Origin of the sequence: Streptomyces sp. NPDC058758 (genome assembly GCF_042746075.1) — a bacterium.
Taxonomy (GTDB): domain Bacteria; phylum Actinomycetota; class Actinomycetes; order Streptomycetales; family Streptomycetaceae; genus Streptomyces.
In genome coordinates this window covers 72,089-90,586 of the sequence record NZ_JBHYPS010000016.1, presented here as the reverse complement: position 1 = coordinate 90,586, position 18,498 = coordinate 72,089, and the positions used below count along the sequence as shown (strand labels likewise).

Annotated in this window: 9 protein-coding genes; 5 read left to right on the top strand and 4 right to left on the bottom strand. The window is 76.0% G+C overall.

The window, feature by feature from the left end:
- Positions 1-175: 175 nt before the first annotated feature.
- Positions 176-9,436, top strand: coding sequence for an amino acid adenylation domain-containing protein (locus tag ACFW6A_RS20585; RefSeq protein WP_386641802.1), 9,261 nt, complete (start codon positions 176-178; stop codon positions 9,434-9,436).
- A 133-nt stretch (positions 9,437-9,569) separates the two neighbouring features.
- On the top strand, positions 9,570-10,553 hold the full coding sequence (locus ACFW6A_RS20580; RefSeq protein ID WP_386482285.1) for a class I SAM-dependent methyltransferase: 984 nt from the start codon (positions 9,570-9,572) through the stop codon (positions 10,551-10,553).
- Positions 10,554-10,711: 158 nt separating this feature from the next.
- On the opposite strand, the gene ACFW6A_RS20575 is transcribed toward ACFW6A_RS20580, so the two are convergent.
- Positions 10,712-11,356 (bottom strand): helix-turn-helix domain-containing protein, encoded by a 645-nt coding sequence (locus ACFW6A_RS20575; RefSeq protein ID WP_386641799.1) that lies wholly within the window; start codon positions 11,354-11,356, stop codon positions 10,712-10,714.
- A 56-nt stretch (positions 11,357-11,412) separates the two neighbouring features.
- Between ACFW6A_RS20575 and ACFW6A_RS20570 the strand changes: the two genes are divergently transcribed.
- The 3 genes from ACFW6A_RS20570 to ACFW6A_RS20560 all read left to right on the top strand — a co-directional run bounded on the left by ACFW6A_RS20570 (position 11,413) and on the right by ACFW6A_RS20560 (position 14,836).
- On the top strand, positions 11,413-12,681 hold the full coding sequence (locus ACFW6A_RS20570; protein ID WP_386641796.1) for an MFS transporter: 1,269 nt from the start codon (positions 11,413-11,415) through the stop codon (positions 12,679-12,681).
- Between the two features lie 72 nt (positions 12,682-12,753).
- Positions 12,754-13,815, top strand: coding sequence for a sulfotransferase (locus tag ACFW6A_RS20565; protein ID WP_351850429.1), 1,062 nt, complete (start codon positions 12,754-12,756; stop codon positions 13,813-13,815).
- Between the two features lie 49 nt (positions 13,816-13,864).
- Positions 13,865-14,836, top strand: coding sequence for a quinone oxidoreductase family protein (locus tag ACFW6A_RS20560; RefSeq protein WP_386641793.1), 972 nt, complete (start codon positions 13,865-13,867; stop codon positions 14,834-14,836).
- Positions 14,837-14,871: 35 nt separating this feature from the next.
- Here ACFW6A_RS20560 and ACFW6A_RS20555 read toward each other — a convergent pair whose 3' ends face one another.
- The 3 genes from ACFW6A_RS20555 to ACFW6A_RS20545 all read right to left on the bottom strand — a co-directional run bounded on the left by ACFW6A_RS20555 (position 14,872) and on the right by ACFW6A_RS20545 (position 18,407).
- Positions 14,872-16,122, bottom strand: coding sequence for a serine hydrolase domain-containing protein (locus ACFW6A_RS20555; RefSeq protein WP_351850427.1), 1,251 nt, complete (start codon positions 16,120-16,122; stop codon positions 14,872-14,874).
- Between the two features lie 169 nt (positions 16,123-16,291).
- Complete coding sequence (locus tag ACFW6A_RS20550; RefSeq protein WP_386481310.1) at positions 16,292-16,810, bottom strand: hypothetical protein; 519 nt, start codon at positions 16,808-16,810, stop codon at positions 16,292-16,294.
- Between the two features lie 70 nt (positions 16,811-16,880).
- Entirely contained in the window at positions 16,881-18,407 is a 1,527-nt protein-coding gene (locus ACFW6A_RS20545; RefSeq protein ID WP_386641790.1) for a DUF3592 domain-containing protein, read from the bottom strand.
- Positions 18,408-18,498: the final 91 nt, after the last annotated feature.

Below are 18,498 nucleotides of genomic sequence, written 5' to 3'. Positions count from 1 at the left end.
TCGGCCGCACACGATAGGTCGGCGCCGTCCGGCGGGAGGGTGACCGGGGGGCGAAAGGCCTTGTCCCCAGGGGTTTTGGCGGCCCCGTCTAGGGGTTGTCGCACATCTTTTCGTCCGCCCATCATGAGCCAGCCCGCACGGGACCACCGGCACAGAAGGAACATGGAGAGCCGCGATGCCGTTTTCGCCGGAGCACCTGCCGTCAGCCGATACCGACGCGAGCGCGTCCCTGCACGGGCTGGTGGCCCGGCACGCGGCACGGCGCGGTGACGCGCCGGCCCTGCGCTGCGGCGGGGTCGAGCTGAGCTACGCCGAACTGGACGCCCGCGCCAACCGCCTGGCCCGCGTGCTGCGCGCCCGGGGCGTCGGCGCCGAGGACGTCGTGGCGCTGGCCCTGCCCCGCTCGGCGGAGCTGATCGTGGCCATGCTGGCGGTCGGGAAGGCGGGCGGCGCGTTCCTGCCGGTCGACGTCCACCACCCGGCCGAGCGCATCGCCTTCATGTGCGCCGACAGCGCTCCCCGCGCCCTGCTCACCACCGGGGCCGTGCCGCCGGGGCTGCCGGACACCCCGGGCACCGCCCAGTGGCCGCTGCCGGAGCTGCTGGCCGAGGCGGCCTCGGCGCCGGCGACCGCGCCGGACCCGGTGGACCGTCCGCTGTCCCTGGCGTACGTCATCTACACGTCGGGGTCGACGGGCAGGCCCAAGGGCGTCGCGGTGCCGCACCGGGGGCTCGCGCCGTTCGCCGCCGACCTGGCGGACCGGATGGCGGCGGGGCCGGACGGGGTGGTGTCCCAGCTCGCCTCGCCCAGCTTCGACGCCATGGTCATCGAGGTGCTGATGGCCTTCGCGCCGGGCGGCACCCTGGTGGTCTCCCCCGAGACGCTGGCCGGCGAGGACGTGGCCGCGTTCCTCGGGGACCACGGGATCACCCACGCGTTCCTGCCGCCGTCGGTGCTCGCGACCGTGCCGAGGACCGAACTGCCCGCGCTGCGGGCGCTGATGGTCGGCGGCGAGGCCTGCGGCGCGCGGCTGGTGGACGTCTGGGGCCGGGGCCGCAGGATGGTCAACGGCTACGGCCCCACCGAGACCACCATGGCGATCACCCTGTCGGCGCCGCTGGTGCCCGGGCCGGACGCGCCGCCGATCGGCTCCCGGGCGGGCGACAGCCGCCTGTACGTGCTGGACGACCGGCTGCGCCCGACGCCCGACGGCGAGATCGGCGAGCTGTACAGCGGGGGCGGGGGCGTCACCCGGGGGTACGTGGCCCGCGCCGGGCTCACCGCGCAGCGCTACGTCGCCGACCCCTTCGGGGCGCCGGGCAGCCGCATGTACCGCACCGGCGACCTGGTGCGGCGGCTGCCGGACGGGCAGCTGGCCTACTGCGGCCGGGCCGACGACCAGGTCAAGATCCGCGGCCTGCGGATCGAACCGGGCGAGATCGAGGCGGTCCTCGCCCGGCACCCGGCGGTGGAGCAGGCCCGGGTCCTGGTGCACGAGGACCGGCTCGGCGAGAAGCGGCTGGCCGGCTACGTCGTCCCCGGCCGGACGCCGGCCGGGGACGACGGCAACGCCGAACGGCACGTCGACGAGTGGCAGCAGATCTACGAGTCGTTCTACGACCGGTCCGACCGGACGGCCTTCGGATCCGACTTCTCCGGCTGGAACTCCACCTACACCGGCGAGGGGATCCCCGTCGAGCAGATGGCCCGCTGGCGCGAGGCGATCGTCTCCCGGGTCCGGGACTTCGCGCCCCGCCGCGTCCTGGAGGTGGGCGTCGGATCGGGCCTGATCCTGACGCGGCTGGTCGGCGGGGTGGAGGAGTACTGGGGCACCGACTACTCGGCCTCCGCGATCGAGGGGCTCCGCGACCGGCTCGCCGGCGAGCCGGACACCGCCGCCAGGGTCACCCTGCGCGTGCAGGCGGCCGACGTGACCGCCGGACTGCCGCGGGACCACTTCGACACGATCGTCGTCAACTCGGTCGTGCAGTACTTCCCGCACGAGGAGTACCTCCGGGACGTGCTGGCCGGGCTGCTGGACCTGCTCCGGCCGGGCGGCCGGCTGTTCGTCGGCGACGTGCGGTGCCTGCCGCTGGTGGACGCCATGTGGACCGGCGTCCGGCTTGCGCAGCTCGACCGCGACCCGGGTCCCGGGGTGCTGCGCCGCGAGGTCGAGCAGACGGTGGCCCTGGAGAAGGAGCTCCTGGTCGACCCGGCGTTCTTCGGCACGGTCGGCGCCGGCGCGGTCGACGTGCGGCTCAAGCCGGGGGCCGACCACAACGAGCTGACCAAGCACCGCTACGACGTGGTGCTGCACAAGGCGGGCACCGGCGCGCAGGACCTGTCGGCGGCGCCGGTGCTGCGCTGGGGGCGAGACGTCCGGGACGCCGGCGAGCTGGCCGCGCGGCTGGCCGACGGCACCGCGCTGCGGCTCACCGGGGTGCGCAACGCCCGGGTCGCCGGCGAGGTCGCCGCCGCCAGGGCGGTCCACGCCGACGCGCCCCTGGACTCGGTCCGCGCCGCGCTCGCCGGGCCGGGCGACCAGGTCGACCCCGAGGACTGGCACGTCCTCGCCGCGGCGCACGGACGCACCGCCGTGGTCACCTGGTCGGCGGACGGCCCGGACCTGCTGGACGTGCTCTTCCCGGCCGCCGACGGCCCGCGGGCCCTGGGCGGGGTGTACCTCGCTCCCGGTGCCGCCCGCTCCGGCCCCCTCACCAACGACCCGATCGCCACCCGCCGCCGCGGACTGCTGGTCGCGGCGCTGCGCGACTGGGCCAGGGAGCACCTGCCGTCCTCCCTGGTGCCCTCCGCGTTCGTGGTGCTCGACGCGCTGCCCCTCACCGCCAGCGGCAAGCTGGACCGCCGGGCGCTGCCCGCGCCCGACTTCCGGGGCCACGCGTCCGGCCGGGCACCGCGCGACGCCCGGGAGAAGCTGCTCTGCGAGTTCGCCGCCGAGCTGCTGGACCGGCCGTCGATCGGCATCGACGACGACTTCTTCGACCTCGGCGGCCACTCGCTGCTCGCCACCCGGCTGCTCAACCGGATCCGGGGCGCCTTCGGCGTCCGGCTCGAAATCGACGCGCTGTTCGCCACGCCCACCGTCGCCGGTCTCGCGGCCACCCTCGCCGCCACCGCCGGACAGGAGGCCCCGGCCCTGGCCGCGGTCGCGCGGCCGGACCGCGTCCCGCTGTCCTGGGCCCAGCAGCGCCTGTGGTTCGTGAACCGCATGGACCCGCTCGGCTGGACGTACAACCTCCCCGTGGTGCTGCGCCTGGCCGGCCCGCTGGACCGGGCGGCGCTGGCCGCCGCGGTCGAGGACCTGACGGCGCGGCACGAGACGCTGCGGACCGTCTTCGAGGAGCGGGACGGGCAGCCGTACCAGCGGATCCTGCCCGCCGTGCCGGCCGAGGGCCTGATCCGGGTGCTGGACGTGGACGGGGCGGGCCTGGACGAGGCCGTGCGGGCCGCCTGCCGTGAGCCCTTCGACATCACGGCGGACGTGCCCGTGCGGGTGCGGCTGCTGCGCACCGCGCCGGACCGGCACGTCCTCGTGCTGGTGCTGCACCACATCGCGGGCGACGGCTGGTCGATGCGGCCGCTGGCCCAGGACCTGTCCGCCGCCTACGCGGCGCGGGCCGCCGGCGGCGCGCCGGCGTGGCGGCCGCTGCCGGTGCAGTACGCCGACTACGCCCTCTGGCAGCGCGACCTGCTCAGCACGGCGTACCAGGAGCGGATGACCGGCTTCTGGCGCGACTACCTGGCGGGCCTGCCGGAGGAGCTGGCCCTGCCCTACGACCGGCCCCGGCCCAGCGGCACCGACCACGACGGCGCGCTGCTCCCGCTGCGGATACCGGCCCCGCTGCACGCCGGCCTGATGGCCCTGGCGCAGCAGAGCAGGACGACGCTCTTCATGGTGCTGCACGCCGCGCTGGCGGCGCTGTACACCCGGCTCGGGGCGGGCACCGACATCCCGATCGGCACCGTGGTCGCGGGGCGCGGCGACGACCAGCTCGACGATCTGGTCGGATTCTTCGTCAACAACCTGGTGCTGCGCACCGACACGGCGGGCGACCCGACCTTCCGGGAGCTCCTGGAGCGCACCAGGTCCGACGACGTGGCCGCCCTCAGCCACCAGGAGCTGCCCTTCGACCGCCTCGTCGAGGCGCTCAACCCGACCCGGACGCTCGGGCGCCACCCGCTGTTCCAGACGATGCTGGTGCTGCAGAACAACGCGGACGCCGGCTTCGCCCTGGCCGGCCTGGACACCGAGGTGGTCCGGTCGACTCCGTCCGCCGCGCAGCTCGACCTGTTCGTGAACCTCACCGACGCCTACCGCCCGGACGGCGGCGCCGACGGGATGGCCGGCGAGATCGTCTACCGCACCGGGCTGTTCGACCCGGAGACGGTGCGGGCGCTGGCCGACCGGTTCCTCCGCGTCCTGGAGGCCGTCGTCGCCGACCCCGACCAGCGGCTGGGCCGCCTCGACGTGCTCGGCGACGCCGAACGCGACACCGTCCTGCGGTCCTGGAACGCCACGGAACGGCAGCTGCCGGACGCCTCGCTCCCCCGGCTCTTCGCCGCGCGGGCCGAGGCCGCCCCGGACGCCGTGGCGGTCGCCGGAGCGGTCACCCTCACCTACGCCGAACTCGACCGGCGCGCCAACCACCTGGCACACCGCCTGGTCGAGGCCGGGGCCGCGCCGGACCGGCCGGTGGCGCTGCTCCAGCGGCGCTCGGCCGACCTGGTCGTCTCCATGCTGGCGGTCCTCAAGGCCGGCGCCGCGTACCTGCCGCTGCCGCCGGCCGCTCCGGCGGACCGGCTGCGCCTGATGACCGAGCAGGCCGGCGCCGCGCTCCTGGTCACCGACGGGCCCGCCGGGTGGGGGGAGCTGACCGTGCTGGCGCCGGGCGACGGCGAGTCCGCCGAGGCGCCCCGCCGGGACCCGCACCCGGACCAGGCGGCGTACGTCATGTTCACCAGCGGCTCGACCGGCAGGCCCAAGGCCGTCGTCCTGACGCACCGGAACACCGCCGGGTTCGTCCGCGACCGGCTCTGGCGGGCGGGCGGCACCGTGCTGATGCACTCCGCCACCGGCTTCGACGCGTCGGTGCACGAGATCTGGACCCCGCTGCTGACCGGCGGCACGGTCGTGGTGGCCCCCGGGGAGAACCTCGACGGCGCCGGGCTGGCCGAGGCGGTCGCCTCGTACGGGGTGGACCGGATCTGGCTCACCTCGGGCCTGTTCGGGGCCCTCGCGGAGGACCCGGACTGCTTCGCGGGCGTCCGGGAGGTCCTCACCGGCGGCGACGTGGTGCCGCCCGCCGCGGTCGCCCGGCTCCTGGAGCGCCACCCCGGCCTGACGGTCCGGGCCCTGTACGGCCCGACCGAGACGACCACCTGCTCCACCCGGTTCTCGATGTCCGACGCGGACGCGGTGCCCGCCCGGGTGCCGATCGGCACCGCGATGGACAACACCCGGCTGTACGTGCTCGACGAGCGGCTCCGGCCGGTGCCGATCGGGGTGCCGGGCGAGCTGTACATCGCCGGCTCGGGCCTGTCGCGGGGGTACGCGGGACAGGCCGGCCTGACCGCCGAGCGGTTCACCGCCGCTCCGTGGGGTCCGCCCGGCAGCCGGATGTACCGCACCGGGGACGTCGTCCGGTGGCGCGCCGACGGCACCCTGGACTTCCTCGGGCGGGCCGACGCCCAGGTGAAGATCCGCGGCTTCCGGGTCGAGCCGGCGGAGGTCGAGTCCGCGCTCACCGCCCTGCCCGAGATCGGGCAGGCGTTCGTCACCGCCCACGAGGACCGCGGCGGCGAACGCCGGCTCGTCGCCTACCTGGTGCCCCAGGGCGCCGGGGCGGACCCGGCCGCCGTGCGGGACCGGCTCGCCTCGGCGCTGCCCGACTACATGGTGCCCGGCGCGTACGTCGTCCTCGACGCGCTGCCGCTCACCGGCAACGGGAAGGTCGACCGGCGGGCCCTACCGGAGCCCGTCTTCGAGACCGGCGCCGGATACACGGCGCCGCGGACCCCGGCCGAGGAGATCCTCGTCGCGCTCATGGGCGAGCTGCTCGGCAGGACCCGGGTCGGCGCCCACGACAACTTCTTCGACCTCGGCGGCCACTCGCTCCTCGCCACCCGCCTGGTCAACCGGATCCGCACCCACCTGGGGGCGGACCTGGGCGTCGCGGACCTGTTCGAGGCGCCGACCGCGGCGGCGCTCGCCGCCCGGCTCGACTCCGGCCGGGACGCGGGCCCCGCCCGCCCGCCCCTGCTGCCGGCCGTGCGGCCGACGCCGCTGCCCCTGTCGTACGCCCAGCAGCGGCTGTGGTTCCTGTCCCGGTGGAACGGGCTCGGCTGGCCGCTGGTGCTGCGCCTCGACGGCCCCCTGGACACCGGCGCGCTGCGCGCGGCGGTGGGCGACCTCCTCGCGCGGCACGAGACGCTGCGCACCCGCTTCCCCGAGACGGACGGCGCGCCCCGGCAGCACATCGCGGCGGAGACCGACCCGGACGAGGTGCTGCGGACCGCCGCCGTGGACCCGGCCGACCTGGACCGGGAGCTGACGGCCGCCGCGCTCCACCGCTTCGACCTCACCACCGACCTCGCGCTGCGGCTCCACCTGTTCACCACCGGTCCCGACCGGCACGCGCTGCTGCTGCTGATGCACCACATCGCCGGCGACGGCTGGTCGCTGGCCCCGCTGACCCGGGACCTCGCCCGGGCGTACGCCGCCCGGGTGCGGGGGGAGGCGCCGGTGTGGCGGCCGCTGCCGGTGCAGTACGCCGACTACGCGCTGTGGCAGCGGGCCCTGCTCGAGGGCCCGGAGGGCAAGCGCCTCTCCGCCTACTGGACCGGGCGGCTCGACGGGCTCCCGCAGGAGCTGGCGCTGCCCTACGACCGGCCGCGGCCCGACTCCTCCGACCTGCGGGGCGCGCTGCTGCCGGTCGCCCTGCCCGCGCCGCTGCACGCCGGGCTGGAGGAGCTGGCCCGGGCCACCCACACCACGCTCTTCATGGTGCTGCACGCCGCGCTGGCGGCGCTGTACACCCGGCTCGGGGCGGGCACCGACATCCCGATCGGGACCACGGTCGCCGGGCGCAGCGACGACGGCCTCGACCACCTGATCGGCTGCTTCGTCAACAGCCTGGTGCTGCGGACCGACACCGCGGGGGACCCGTCCTTCCGCGAACTGCTGGCGCGGGTGCGGGAGCTGGACCTGGCGGCCTACGCCCACCAGGAGCTGCCCTTCGACCGCGTGGTCGACGCGCTCAACCCGGCCCGCTCGCTGAGCCGGCACCCGCTCTTCCAGACCATGCTGGTGCTCCAGAACAACGCCGAGTCCTCCTTCGCGCTGTCCGGCGTGGACGTGGCGCCGGCCCCGGCCGAGGGGGCGGTGGAGGCGATCCGGGTCGGTCCGGTGGACTTCGACCTCAACCTCAGCTTCGTCGAGCACCACGGCGAGGGCCGGGTGCCCGAGGGCATCACGGGCGAGGTCCGCTACCGCACGGACCTGTTCGACCGGGAGACCGTGGCCGCCCTGACGGACCGGCTGGTACGGCTCCTGGGCGCGGCGGTCGCGGACCCCGACGCGCCGATCGGACGGCTCGACCTGCTGTCCGAAGCCGAGCGGCGGGTCGCGCTGGCGGACCCGCGCGACACCGCCCGGCCGGTCGTCGACGAGGACCTCGCCGTGCTGTTCGCCCGGCAGGCCGCCGCCACCCCGGACGCGGTCGCGGCGGTGGAGGGGGACCGGTCGATCACCTACCGGGACCTCGACCGGCGCGCCAACCACCTGGCGCACGCGCTGGTGGCGGCGGGCTGCGCGCCCGACGACCCGGTGGCGGTGCGTCAGCCGCGCGGCATCGACTACCTCGTGACGGTCCTGGCCGTCGCCAAGGCCGGCGGCGGCTGCCTGCCCCTGCCGGGCTCGGCCCCGCTCGCCCGCCGGCAGCACATGGTGGACCACATGCGGGCGCGCCTGCTCGTCACCGACGGGCCCACCGACCTGGCCGGGGTCACGGTGCTCACGCCCGTCCCCGGCGCGGAGGAGCACGGGCCCGTGACGGTCGCGCACCCGGACCGCACCGCGTACACGATGTTCACCAGCGGTTCGACGGGCACGCCCAAGGCGGTCGTGGTCTCGCACCGCAGCGTCGCCGAGTTCGTCGCCGACCGCGCCTGGGCGGGGCTGCGGCGGGCCGACGCGTTGATGCACTCGCCGACCTCGTTCGACCCGTCGGTCTACGAGATCTGGCTGCCGCTGCTCACCGGCGGCCGGGTGGTGATCGCGCCCGAGGGCGAGCTGGACACCGAGGTGCTGGCCCGCACCATCGTCGAGGGGCGGGCCACCACCGCGGTCTTCACCTCCGCGCTGTTCAACCTGATGGTGGCCGAGGCGGGACCGGCGCTGGCCGCGCTGGACCTCGTCTGGATGGCCGGCGACGTGGTGTCGCCGGCGTCGGTCGCGGAGCTGACGGCCCTCGCTCCGGACACCGCGGTCGCGGCCGCCTGGGGCACCACGGAGACCACCGTCATCTCCTCCTGGCACCCGATCGCCTCGGCCCCGGGCCGTACGGTGCCGATCGGCCGCCCCATGGACAACACCGGGCTGTACGTCCTCGACGAGCGGCTGCGGCCGGTCCCGCCCGGCGTCCCCGGCGAGGTGTACGTGACCGGGACCGGCCTGGCCCGCGGCTACGCCCACCAGCCGGACGTGACGGCCGCGCGGTTCGTGGCCGATCCGTACGGGCCCGCGGGCGGGCGGATGTACCGCACCGGCGACCTGGCCCGCTACCGGCCCGACGGGGTGCTGGAGTTCGAGGGCCGGGTGGACGCGCAGCTGAAGGTGCGCGGCTTCCGGATCGAGCCGGCGGAGGTCGAGGCGGTGCTGACCGGGCACCCGGACGTGGCGCACGCGACGGTCACCGGGGACGGCGAACGGCTGGTCGGCTACCTGGTGCCGGCGGACGTGGACGCGGCCGCCGTGCGGGCGCACGCCGCCCGGACGCTCCCGGACCACATGGTGCCGAGCGTCTTCGTCACGCTGGACCGGCTGCCGCTGACCGCCAACGGCAAGGTCGACCGGAAGGCGCTGCCGGCCCCCGGCCCGGCCGCGTCCGCGACGGCCTACGTGGCGCCCCGGGACGAGCGGGAGGAAGCGCTGTGCGCCCTGTTCGCCGAGGTCCTGAAGGCGCCGCGGGTCGGCGTGCACGACAACTTCTTCGACCTCGGCGGCCATTCGCTGCTCGCCACCCGTCTGCTCAACCGGGTGCGCACCCGCTTCGGCGCGAGCCTCAGCGTGGCCGCCCTCTTCGACTCCCCGACGGTCGCCGCGCTCGCCGCGCGGCTCGGCGGGGCCGCGCCCCGGAGCCGGCCGAAGCTCCGCAGGCGCACGGGCTCCGCCGGAGCGGACCCGGATTCCCGATGAGGCGACGGGCGGCGACCCCGCCCGACCGAGAGACCGGCGCGGCACCGACGGTGCCGCGCCCGCCGGCCGGGAACCGTACCGGCCCGGCTCCGTGGAACCCGAGATGATCGTCGAATTGGAGTGGGAGAGCGCGATGTCACCCATCAGTACCCCTGAGACCGCGGCCGACCTCGCCGCCGTCGCCGCCCTGCTGGAGATGGCCGACCGGCTGGGCATCGTGCCCCTGCTGGAGCGCGGCGAGCCGGTGACCACGGCGCAGCTGGCGGCCGCGGCGGACGTGCCGGAGGAGGGCATGGCCGGCTTCGTGGCCGCCCTGGTCGCCGCGGCGCTGCTGGAGCCAGCCGGCGTCAAGGAGTTCCGGGCCGCGGACGACTTCGCCGACCGGATCCACGCCTCGGGCTACCTCTACTGGTCGCTGCGGGCCAACCAGCCGTACGTCGAGCACCCCGCCGAGTTCCTGCGCGACCCGGCCGGCGCCGCCGCGATCCACCGGCGCGACGGCCGCGAGGTGGCGGTCAGTTCGCGCTGGATCGGCAGCCAGGGCTTCTACCCGGCGGCCACCGAGGCGATCCTCGCCGCCCGGCCCCGGCGGATCGCCGACCTCGGCGCGGGCGCGGCGGGGCTCCTCATCGACCTGCTCGGCCGGCTGCCCGAGAGCACCGGCGTGGCGCTGGACATGAGCGCCGGCGCCTGCCGGGAGGCGGCCCGCGCGGCGCGGGCGGCGGGCGTGGGCGACCGTCTGGAGGTGGTGGAGCGGCCCATCCAGTCCATCGCCGACGACCCCTCGCCGGTGGAGGGCGCCGACGTCGTCCACGCCGGGTTCGTCTTCCACGACATCGTGCGCGAGGGCGACGTCTTCGACCGGGTGCTGCGCCGGTGCCGGGAGGCGCTGCGCCCGGGCGGCATCATGGCGATCACCGACTCGGTGCCGTACGCGCCGGACGGGCGCGAGCGCAGGTTCAGCGCGCTGTTCACCTATCTGCACGCCGGGTTCATGGACGTGGAGCTGCCGCCGGAGGAGGACTGGCTGGACCGCTTCCGGCAGGCCGGTTTCGACCGGGTCCGCTGCGTGCCGCACCGGTTCCCCGGAGGCCGGCTCTTCATCGCCGCCAAGTGACGCGCGGGGGACGCCCGTAGCCCGTACCGGGCGGGGCGCCCCCCGCGCACCGAGCGTCCGCGAGGGCGAAGCGCCGTCCGTGTGACCCCACACGGACGGCGCTTCCGTCTTCTCCGCCCCTGCTTCGCCGCCCCCTTCCGCCCCCGCTTCGCCGCCCCCTACTGCACCGCCGACTCCTCCGCCGACTCCTCCGCGGGGTCCTTCGGCGCCCAGAACATCATCAGGAACTCGACCGGCACCACGGCCTTCTCCTCGTCGTCGGGCCGGTTGAACTCCTCCATCAGCGCGGCCAGGCGGGAGCGGAACTCGGTGGCCCGCTCCGGTGTCAGCCGGCGGTCCAGCGCCACCACCATCGGGCCGAGCGGGTCCGGCTTCGCCTCGGCCTCGGGCTCCGGCTGGAAGCGCCCGCTGATGATGTCCCGCACGAGCCGGTCGCGGAAGTCGTTGAGCGTCGCGGCGAACGCGTCGGCGAGGTCTCCCGCGTTGCCCGGCGCGGCCAGCAGGTCGCGGCTCAGCCGCAGGGCGAACTGCGCCACCTGGTACTGGCTCTCCTGGATGCCGGAGACCATCCGGGTCTGCGCCACCTTGATCAGGCCCGCCGACTCCAGCACCTTGATGTGCCGGTAGAGCCGGGTGGGCGGCTGGTCCAGCAGGCGCGCGATGTCCTTCACCCGGTGCGCCGCGCGGACGTCGCTCATCATCGTGCGCAGGATCGCCAACCTCAGCGGGTCGGAGAGGGCCTTCAGCGTCTCCACGTCGTCGACCTCGCGGACGACCGTCACCGCGCCGGCATCGTCAGCCATGAACCCAACCCCATTTCCTCGTAGCGAACCATTCAGTCACATGCTACCGTTCACGCATGAGTGAACGCTTACGTCAGAGTGATAGCGAAGCTCCCGCCCCATCCATACCCCTGCGCCGCAACCGACGCTTCCAGATTCTCTGGATCGGCGCGGCCGCCGCCAACCTCGGCCTCGAAACGGTGGAGGTCGCGTACCCCCTCCTGATCATGTCCCTGACCGGATCCCCGGCGCTGGCCGGCCTCTTCGGCTTCGCGCAGATCGGCACCGCCCTCCTGGTCGGGCTCCCGGCCGGCGCGGTGGTGGACCGGTGGGACCGGCGCCGGATCCTGCTGGTCTCCGAAGCGGTCCGCGCCCTCACTCTCGCGTGCATCGTCCTCGGCCTGACGGCCGGCTGGACCGACTACGGCCTGCTGATCCTCGCCGCGGTCGTCCTCGGCGCCGGCACCGCCTTCGGCGCGCCGGCCCGGATGCTGCTCGTCCGCGCGGTCGTGCCGGACCACCAGCTGACCGCGGCGCTCAGCCAGGACGAGGCCCGCAGCGGAGCCGCCGCCCTCGCGGGACCGCCCCTCGGCGGCTGGCTCTACCTGGTCTCCCGCACCTTCCCCTTCGTCGCCGCCGCCGCCGGCTTCGTCGTCTCCTTCCTCTGCGCCCTGCTCGTCCGCGTCCCGAAGGCGGAACCGGCCGCCGCACCGGCGGACGGGGAGCGGAAGAGCGCGCTCGGACCGCTGACCGAGGTCTTCTCCGGCCTCGTCGACCTCCTCGGCGACCGGCTGCTGCGGTCCGCGCTCCTCCTGATCAGCGTCTTCTACTTCAGCGTCACCGCCGCGATCCTGATGGTGATGGTGACCCTCCAGGACCGGCACCACTCCCCCGGCACCATCGGCCTCGCCCTGTCCGGCACCGCCGTCGGCATGCTCGCCGGCTCGGCGCTGGTCCCCCGGCTCAACCGGCGGCTCAGCCCCGGCGCGCTGCTCCTGGCCGCGTCCACCCTGACCACCGTCTCGGTGGCCCTGCTGGCGGTCCCGCTCGGACCGGTCTGGGTCTTCGCCCTGCTGACCCTGGCGGCCCTCGGCCTGCCGGCCCTGAAGATCCTCGTCGACATCATGATCTTCCGTCAGACCCCGGACCACCGGCGGGGCCGCGCCATCGCCGCGACCATCACGCTCATCGGCGCCGGCTCCCCGCTCGGTTCCCTGGCCGGCGGCCTGGCCCTGGAGTTCCTCGGCGTCACCGGCGCCCTCGTCCTGATCGCCGGCGTCCAGGCCCTGATCACCGCGGCCGGACTCGCCAACCGGCACGTCAGGTCCGCCCGCTGGCCCGCCTGACCCCTCCCGGGCACCGCCTCGCACACCCCCGGACACCCCCGAACACCCGCCTCCGCGAAAGCGAGTTCCGTCATGCTCAAGCAGCCCGTCTTCATCGTCGGCCACCCCCGCTCCGGCACCAGCCTGGTCCGCAGTCTGATCGAGCGCAGCGAGCACGTCTGGAGCATCGGCCGCGAGGGCAAGCCGATCTGGGAGCGCGGCAGCCTGCACCCCAGCCGGCGCGGCTGGCACTCCAACGCCCTGGACGCCTCCGACGCGACCCCCGAGGTGGCGGCCCGGCTGAACGCGGACCTGCTCGCCGCCGCCCGCAGGCCCGGCGCGGAGTGGTCGGTCGCCGACAAGCTCGACCACCTCGACTTCATCCGCGCCCAGGGCCTCCAGCCGTACTACTACGACGTCCCGCTGAAGGCCCTCAGGGAGCGCTTCCCCGGCGAGCTGCCGGAAGGCCCGCCCACCACGCGTGACGGCGGCGAGCTCGACGAGATCACCCCGTTCTGCTTCCCGCCGCGCGGCCCCCGCCCCACCGAGGCCGAACTCGCCGACGGCATCCGGCTGGTCGAGAAGAGCATCCAGTCCTGCTTCCGGATCCCCTTCCTCCAGGCCCTCTACCCGGACGCCACCTACGTGTTCGTCGTCCGCGACCCGCGCACCAGCATCGGCTCCCTGATGGACGCCTGGCTCAACCCGAGGATGTTCTTCTCCTACCCGGTGCCGGAGCCGCTGCGCATCAAGGGCTACTCGGACGTCTTCCCGTGGGGCAAGCAGTGGTGGAACCTCAGCCTGCCGCCCGGCTGGCGGGACTGGGTGGACCTGACCCTGGCCGAGGTCTGCGCGCGCAACTGGGTCGCCCACAACCGGGCCGTCCTGGACGCCGCCCGCGCCCTGGCCCCCACCGGCAACTCCGTCCTCGTCCGCTACGAGGACGTCCAGGCCGACCCGGTGGCCACGATGGAGGCGGTGGCCGACGCCGTGAAGCTGCCCTTCTCCGACGCCTGGGGCCGCCGCGACCTCCCCGTCGTGATGACCCAGACCGTCCCCGACCCCGACAAGTGGCGCCGCCACGAGGCCGGGATCCGGCAGGTCCTGCCGCTCGTCCGCGACCTCGCCGAAGAGGCCGGCTATGACCTCCGCTGAACCGCGGGAACCCCGGCGCGCGGCGGCCGGGCCCCGTACGATCCCGGTCATGAAAGCCATCCGGGTCAGCCGGGCCGGCGGGCCCGAGGTGCTCGAACCCGTCGACCTGCCGCGCCCGGTGCCGGGGCCCGGCGAGGCGCTCGTGCGGCTCGCCGCCGCCGGCGTCAACTACGTCGACGTCTACTTCCGCTCCGGCCTCTACCCGCGGGACCTGCCCTTCGTGCCCGGGCAGGAGGGCGCCGGCACCGTCGTCGAGGTCGGGCCCGGGGTCCGCGAGGTCGCCGTCGGCGACGTGGTCGCCTGGGCGAACCTGCCGGGGGCCTACGCGGAGTACGCGACGCTGAGCGCCGACCGGCTGGTGCCGGTGCCGGACGGCCTCCCCGCCGAACTGGCCGCGGCCGCCCTGCTCCAGGGCATGACCGCGCACTACCTGTGCCACGACACCTACCCGGTGCGGCCCGGCGACACCGTCGTCGTGCACGCCGCCGCGGGCGGCGTCGGCACGCTGCTGACCCAGCTCGTCCGGCTGCGCGGCGGCACCGTGATCGGCACCGCCTCGACCGGGGCCAAGGCGGAGGCCGCGCGCGCCGCCGGCGCCGCCGAGGTCGTCGGCCACCGGCCGGGCGCGCTGACGGAGGCGGTGCGCCGCCACACCGGCGGGCGCGGCGCCGCCGCCGTGTTCGACGGCATCGGCGGCCCGACCTTCGACGAGAGCCTCGCCGTCCTCCGCCCGCGCGGCGTCCTGGCGGTCTACGGCCAGTCCGGCGGCCCGGTGCCGCCGCTCGACCTCCAGCGCCTCAACGCCGCCGGATCGCTGTACGTCACCCGTCCGAACCTCACCCACCACATCGAGGACCGGGCGGAACTGCTCCGCCGGGGAGGCGCCGTGCTCGGCATGGTCCGCGACGGGCGGCTGCGCGTCCGCGTCGGACAGCGGTTCGCGCTGTCCGACGCGGCGGGCGCCCACGCGGCGCTGGAGGGCCGCGGCACCATCGCCAAGACGGTGCTCACCTGCTCCTGACCGCCGCGGACGGGGCGGGCGGGCCGGCGGGCCGGTCAGGCCCCGGGGTCGCCGTACCCGCCGCCGGACTCCGGCCCGTCGCCGTGACCGTCCTCCAGCAGGGCGCAGACGAAGCGCTCCTCGGTCGCGCGCAGGCGGGCCAGCAGCGCGGGATCGAGCGTGAGCTGGCTGGTGACGGAGACGGTCACGGTGCGCCGGCCGTCGGGGGTGGCGGCGGCGAACTGGGTGTAGCCGGGGGTGTTGCCGGTGTGGCCGAAGACCGTGCCGCAGCGGGTCTCGTACCGGAAGAGGCCCAGTCCGGCCGCGTTCTCGCCGGGTCCTGCGGGCTCGGACGCGCCGGGGACGAACCGCCGCTGCGCGTGCCGGGTCCCCGGCGACAGCAGCGCGGGTCCCGCGTAGCCGCCGATGAAGGCGCCGAGGTCGGCCGGGGTGGAGACGATGCCGCCCGACGCCCACGCGCCGGAGGCGCTGACCGCCTCGCTGACGTCCTCGGGGGCCTCGCCGGGGGCCGTGGCGTAGCCGTGGAGGAAGGGGCGGGGCAGCCGGAAGCCGGAGGGGAGGCTGGTGTCGCGGAGGTCGAGCGGGCGGTACACCAGTTCCCGCAGCAGGTCCTCGTAGCGGCGTCCGGTGGCCTGTTCGGCCATCAGGGCGACGGCGATGTTGTCCGAGTTGGAGTAGCCGTAGCGGCTGCCGGGCGGGAAGAGGAGGTCGGGGGCGGCGAACTCCAGCAGGCGCCGGGAGACGAAGCGGTGGCGCGGGTCGGCCCGGACGATCGCCTGGAAGCGCTCGCTGCGGCTGTAGTCGGGGAGCCCGCTGGTGTGCTGGAGGAGCTGGCGCAGGGTCACGGCGTGCCAGGCCTCCGGGAGGTGCGGCAGGCGCTGCCCCAGGGTGTCGTCGAGGCCGAGCGCACCGCGGTCCACCAGCCCCAGGGCCACTCCTCCGCTGAACGCCTTGGCGGCGCTGGCGATCCGCATGTGGTCGTCCGGGCGCGGCGGCCGGCCGGTGTCGGTGTCGGCGGTTCCGGCGCGGTAGACGCGGGGGACGCCGTCGCGGGTGAGGACGGCGATCGCGCCGGGCGGTCCGCCGGGGGCGGCGACGAGTTCGGCGAGGGCGCGCCGCAGCTCCCGCTCCGTGCCGCCGCCCCCGCCCCGCGCGCCGGCGTCCGGGGCGGGCCGCTCGCCCGCGGCGGCGTTCGGGAGGACGGGCCCGGCGAGCGCGGCGACGAGGAGCAGGGCGGTGGCCGCGGCCCGGCGCGGCCGGGGCGGGAGCGGGGCGGATCGGGGCATGCGGGACCTCCTGGACGGGCCGGCGGCCTGGTGCGCCGACCCGTCCAGCTTCGGCGCGCGGCTCCGGGGGCGTCGGCCGGGGCGCGCGATCCTGCGCCACCCGGCCGTGTCGAACCCCCCGGCAGAAGGTTTCGCGCCTCCCGCGCCTCGGCCGATCGGGCGATCGCCGTCACGGGAAGTACAGGGCGGCCTTCCCCAGGACGTGACGGGTGAACAGGCCGCCCAGGGGGACCTGGCCCCGGTACATCGTGGTGCGGACCGCGTCCGGGGCGGTCTCGACGGTGAGCGGGCGGCTGATCAGGGTCGTGCCGAGGAGCCGGGCGTCCTCGGCCGCCCAGCGGGCCGCCTCGGGGCGGACGCGCGCGCTGACCAGGGCGGGCAGCACGAAGGCCGCGTTGCGGGCGCCGGGTATGCCCCGGCGCAGGCCCTTGGCGTGGCCCATGGCCCAGCCGGTGAACTCCCCCAGGGCGGCCGCGTCGACCTCGGGGACGGCGGCCGCGAGGACGAACAGCTCGACCTTCGTCCCGAACCAGCGGGCCTTCCGGTCGGCGCGGTGGGCGGCCACCACCGGGTGGCCGTTCCAGGACTGCGGGGTCACCGCGCAGCCGTCGGCCGTCAGCCGCCCGCGCAGCGCCGTGAGGTAGGTGGACGCCGCGTCGGCGGACGGATCGGTCGCATGCGGATTCATGTGCGGATCCTCCAACACCCTTGGCAGGCAAGGGAAGAGGCGTTTCAGGGCCTCTGCCGAGGCCTCCCGGTCACCCGGTCCGGAGCAGGGCCGCCCCCACCGCGGCCGCGGCCCCGCACACGAGGATCACGAGGACGTTGACCAGCACGTCCAGCCACTCCGAGCGGCGCTCGGCCGCGGGGTCCAGGGTGAACCGGGCCGGATCGGAGGGGAGGTGATGAACCGTCACCTCGCGGCCGTACACGTCCTCCCGCTCCGGGAGGTGCTCCGTGCAGTGGGCCGTGACGGCCTCGCCGGCACGGGTCGTGAACGCCACGACCGGGGTGGTCCTGGTCCAGGTGTGGCCGTCCTCCTGGTCGACGCCGACGTCCTCGAGGACCGCGACGACCCGCCCCGGCACGGCGTCCATGGCCGCGAGGGCGGCGAGGCGGGTGCTCCTCGCCCGGACCGTCCCCGGCAGGTGGACGGCGGCGTGGAGCGCCCCCGGTCCGCCCGCGCCGATCAGGGCCCAGGGCCAACCCCATTCGATCGCGGCGAGGGCCACCAGCCCGGCGTAGGCCAGGACGACCGCGCAACTCGGCGCGCCCAGCCCCCGGCCGGGCGGCTCGGGGCTGTTCGAGAACCGGCGGGCGTGCGGCCGGCCCCTCGGGTGGCGGACGCCGATCTCCCGGCCCTCCCACGCCGCGGTGATCGTCTCGCCGCCGTCGCCGTCGTTGGTCGCGGTGACCTCCTCACCGGAGACCGGGTCCCGGTAGGAGACCACCACGGATATCCCGCCGCGCCGGGTTCCGCCGTGGCGCGGCTGCCGCACCCGCACGACCCGACCGGTGAGCCGGACCGTCCGCTGCGCCTTCGTCAGCCCCGCCAGCGACAGGCCGAACCCGGCCAGCGCCGCCGCGCCCCACGCCGCGCACCACAGCCTCAGGAATCCGTCCCAGCCGGGAAGGCCCGGCAGGGAGCCGCTTCCCCGGGGGCCGAAGAGGTCGGCGCGGAGCAGCAGCAGCGCGCCCGCCACGCCGAGCAGCAGGCCGAGGAGGGTGAGGAAGCCGCCGGCCCGGCCCGGCTCGGCGTCGCTCCGCAGGACGGGGCCGGGCGCCGCGTCCGGGTGCGCGGCCGCCGCCCGCGCCTCCCACTCCGGCGTGGGCCGCCGCACGATCCGCGCCTTCCACGGCCGGTCCGGCGGATACGTGACCACCACGACGGCACCGGGCCGGAGGTCGGCGAGTTCGGTGACGTGGACGTCCTGCCGGAGCGCCAGCCGGAAGGCGGGGGCGCCGTCGGGCACGACGGACAGCTCGAACCGCACCGGCACGTCGGTGGGCTTGCCCCGGGTCATCTCCCTGGCCTCGATCCTGGCCAGGGCCGTGCGCGGGACGGTCCTCGCCTCGCGGCGGCGGCGCGGCAGGGCGGAGAGGAGGAGGGCGAGCCCGTGGGCCGCGGGCAGGGCCACCCCCACGACGAGGAGCAGCGGCCGCCCGACGACGCACCCGCCGATGAAGGAGGTGAGCGACACCCCGATCACCCCGCCCGTCAGGAACCCCAGGACGAGCTCGGGAGGCGAGTCGTGCGGGGGCGGCCCGCCCGCGGTGATCGTCATGGGCCCGATTGTGCCGCCGGGGGGGTGCGCGGCCGACACCCCCGCGGGGCACCGGGCCGGACGGGCCGGCGGCACTCCCGGAACGGACCGA

Excerpts from the sequence above, each read along its gene's own strand:
- ACFW6A_RS20545 (WP_386641790.1), bottom strand. The coding sequence starts at position 18,407 with ATGACGATCACCGCGGGCGGGCCGCCCCCGCACGACTCGCCTCCCGAG.
- ACFW6A_RS20550 (WP_386481310.1), bottom strand. The coding sequence starts at position 16,810 with ATGAATCCGCATGCGACCGATCCGTCCGCCGACGCGGCGTCCACCTAC.
- ACFW6A_RS20580 (WP_386482285.1), top strand. The coding sequence starts at position 9,570 with ATGTCACCCATCAGTACCCCTGAGACCGCGGCCGACCTCGCCGCCGTC.
- ACFW6A_RS20575 (WP_386641799.1), bottom strand. The coding sequence starts at position 11,356 with ATGGCTGACGATGCCGGCGCGGTGACGGTCGTCCGCGAGGTCGACGAC.
- ACFW6A_RS20570 (WP_386641796.1), top strand. The coding sequence starts at position 11,413 with ATGAGTGAACGCTTACGTCAGAGTGATAGCGAAGCTCCCGCCCCATCC.
- ACFW6A_RS20565 (WP_351850429.1), top strand. The coding sequence starts at position 12,754 with ATGCTCAAGCAGCCCGTCTTCATCGTCGGCCACCCCCGCTCCGGCACC.
- ACFW6A_RS20560 (WP_386641793.1), top strand. The coding sequence starts at position 13,865 with ATGAAAGCCATCCGGGTCAGCCGGGCCGGCGGGCCCGAGGTGCTCGAA.
- ACFW6A_RS20555 (WP_351850427.1), bottom strand. The coding sequence starts at position 16,122 with ATGCCCCGATCCGCCCCGCTCCCGCCCCGGCCGCGCCGGGCCGCGGCC.
- ACFW6A_RS20585 (WP_386641802.1), top strand. The coding sequence starts at position 176 with ATGCCGTTTTCGCCGGAGCACCTGCCGTCAGCCGATACCGACGCGAGC.